The 2451-nt window shown below is 67.4% G+C and carries 2 protein-coding genes; both read right to left on the bottom strand.

The window, feature by feature from the left end; genetic code table 11:
- Positions 1-213 precede the first annotated feature (213 nt).
- On the bottom strand, positions 214-738 hold the full coding sequence (locus C1J01_RS47560) for a hypothetical protein (protein ID WP_111185686.1): 525 nt from the start codon (positions 736-738) through the stop codon (positions 214-216).
- A 350-nt stretch (positions 739-1088) separates the two neighbouring features.
- Positions 1089-1823, bottom strand: coding sequence for an AraC family transcriptional regulator (locus tag C1J01_RS47555; RefSeq protein ID WP_235855151.1), 735 nt, complete (start codon positions 1821-1823; stop codon positions 1089-1091).
- Positions 1824-2451 lie beyond the last annotated feature (628 nt).

Here is a 2451-nt window from a genome sequence, read left to right as displayed (position 1 = left end):
GCGTCAGGGGTTGCGGACGCGGTAACGCAGGTGGGCACTCCACCGGAACCCCCCTCAAACAGCGAAGATGCGTAGTTACCGACCAATATCCCGGCCGTGCTCGACTGTGCTGCGATCGCGTTGCGGTGGCTGCCTGCGGGGGTGTGCGAGGGCGCGCTGGGCACCGTCGGCAGAATCTAGCGGGTCCCGCTCCGAGGCTGTCTGGTGCTGCTATCAGGCGTGCTCAACGAGGGCGGCGCGTTCGATATCGCGCTGGTCGGGTGGGAGATCGGCGCGCCGGGCAGCCTCGTCCCTGGCCGCGGCCAGTTTCTGCTGGAGGCCGGCCCAGGCCGCCCGGGCCTCTTCGGCACGCCGGGCGGCCTCGGTGACATCGCTACTGCGGGCGCCGCGGTGGGCGGCGTCGAAGTCGCGCCCCAGGTCGGCGTGGTGACGCCGTACCAGCGGCCAGGTGACCGGTGCTGGGGCTTGCTCGGCGGCCCGGCGGGCGATCTGCTCCACGCCTGTGCTCTGATCGAGGACCTGGAGCAGGTGTTCGTGCCGACGAGTCTGGTTGCGCCGTACCTCGGGCAGTTCCGCTGCCAGTTCGCGGCGGCGGGCCCGAGACCAGGGCCGTAGGGCGTCGAGCTCGCTGATGATCACCTGCTCGCGCTGACGCAGCTCCTCCAGCTGCTGCCGGGTCTCGCTGATGCTCTGACGGAGGTGCCGGAGGCGGTCGGCCGCCTGGGCTGCCTGCTCCACCCGGCGCACCTGCTCACTTCCCGCTTGCGGCACACCACCCAGCGCGCCCAAGACCTTTCCGACCAGGGCGCTGCCCTCAGTGCCCGTATGCAGGACATCCAGGATGAGGTGTCGACCCTTAGGCGGTTTCGTCCCCGCGGCCCAAGCGCGCCGGGCCGCTCTTGAGCATGAACTCGCGGACCTCAGATGCTGGAACCGAACAGGACACAGTCCGCAGGCCAGCAGTGACTCACGGCGTGGAAAGCTCCCGGCGTGTCCGTGATCTGGACTCGTGGTAAGCCAATCCGCGTCCATGAGGTGCTTACCAGAACGAATTCCTTGTCAGTCAAGCCGGCCCTCCACGGCCGGAATCATTCCGCGGACGAAACTGCCCTGACCGGCCATGCGACGTCGTCAATCGCGAGCCACGGCGCGACGGCCACGGCCGTGGGCGTGAGCCCGGCGAACGCCTTGACCTCACGGTGGAGGTGGGACTGGTCGACGTAGCCGCTCTCGGCGGCAACGCCGGCGGCGGTGTGACCCGCCGCGAGAAGGTGGACGGCATGGTCGAACCGCGCCAGTCGGGCGGCGCGTTTGGGTGTGATGCCCAGCTGGGACCGGAAGCGGGACCACAGGCGCTTGCGGCTCCAGCCGACCTCGTCCGCCAGGCCGTCGACCCGCACCCGCCCCCGGCTGTTGAGCGTCCGCCGCCAGGTATGGACGACTTCCGGATCGACGGGTGGGCGGGCGCCCAACCGCCGGCCGAGGATTTCCGCCGCGACCGTGAACCGTTCGTCCCACGACGTGGCGGCGCGCAGCCTGTCCTCGGCTCGCCCGGCGTCGCGGCCCCATACATCCTCGAGAGATACCACCGTCCCTTTGAGCTCGGTCGCTGCGCCGAACACCGCAGCCGCCGCAGCCGGCTCCAGCCGGATCTGGAGGCACTCGCCGACCCCCCGGCCGGTTGCTCGAAGATCGCCGGGGAGGAGCCCGATGACGACACTGCCGCGTTCGTGTCGGCCTTGGGCGTCGTAGACGAGGCCTTCTCCCTCGGTCAGGTCGATGATCAGGGTGACGGACGGGTGCGCGACCATGGCGATGTCCACGAGTGCGGAGGCACGTTGACGGAACCCGGCCATGCTGATCCCCGGCGGACCTGACCGGCGCGGGACTGCAATGTCCACCCACGCCCAGTCGGGTGGCGTCCCAGTCGACAGCACGTGACGATTCTAGCCAGCACTCCAGTGACATCGCGGATTTAGATGTCGGTAACGACAGTTAGCGGCTACACCGACCAATGGATGAGCGTTCGGGCCGAGCTCCGCGCCTACTCCAGAGGTGATATTGTGCCCAAATCTTACGATGTGTGCCATTTTGTATATATGGGCCCATGGGGGATATCGGCGTGCTTCGGGCTGATCTTCAGCGCCATGCACAGCAGATGCTCAAGCCTTTTCGATCCCGGGCTGGACCGAGGCCCGGCCGAATCCCCCTGCCGCGCGTTATATAAGCCTCTTTTCCGACACAAAGCAGATGTGTATCACCACGTGAGCGGCAGGTCGCAGACCTCGCCTCCCACCGTGCCCGAATGAGGCTCTGACGGACCAGCTAGTGAGCCGGTATTGAGTTCCGGTGTCACCACATGAGGTGAGTTCCGTTTCACACCGAGGTGTAACCGTGACAGCGCATGAGTGTCGCGGTCAGTTGAAAGCATGGCTGACACCAGGCTGGAAC

The organism is Nonomuraea aridisoli (assembly GCF_003236395.1).
In the GTDB taxonomy this organism is placed as follows: Bacteria; Actinomycetota; Actinomycetes; order Streptosporangiales; family Streptosporangiaceae; genus Nonomuraea; species Nonomuraea aridisoli.
The sequence above is the reverse complement of the archived record's forward strand: the minus strand, read 5'-3'. Positions and strand labels throughout refer to the sequence as shown.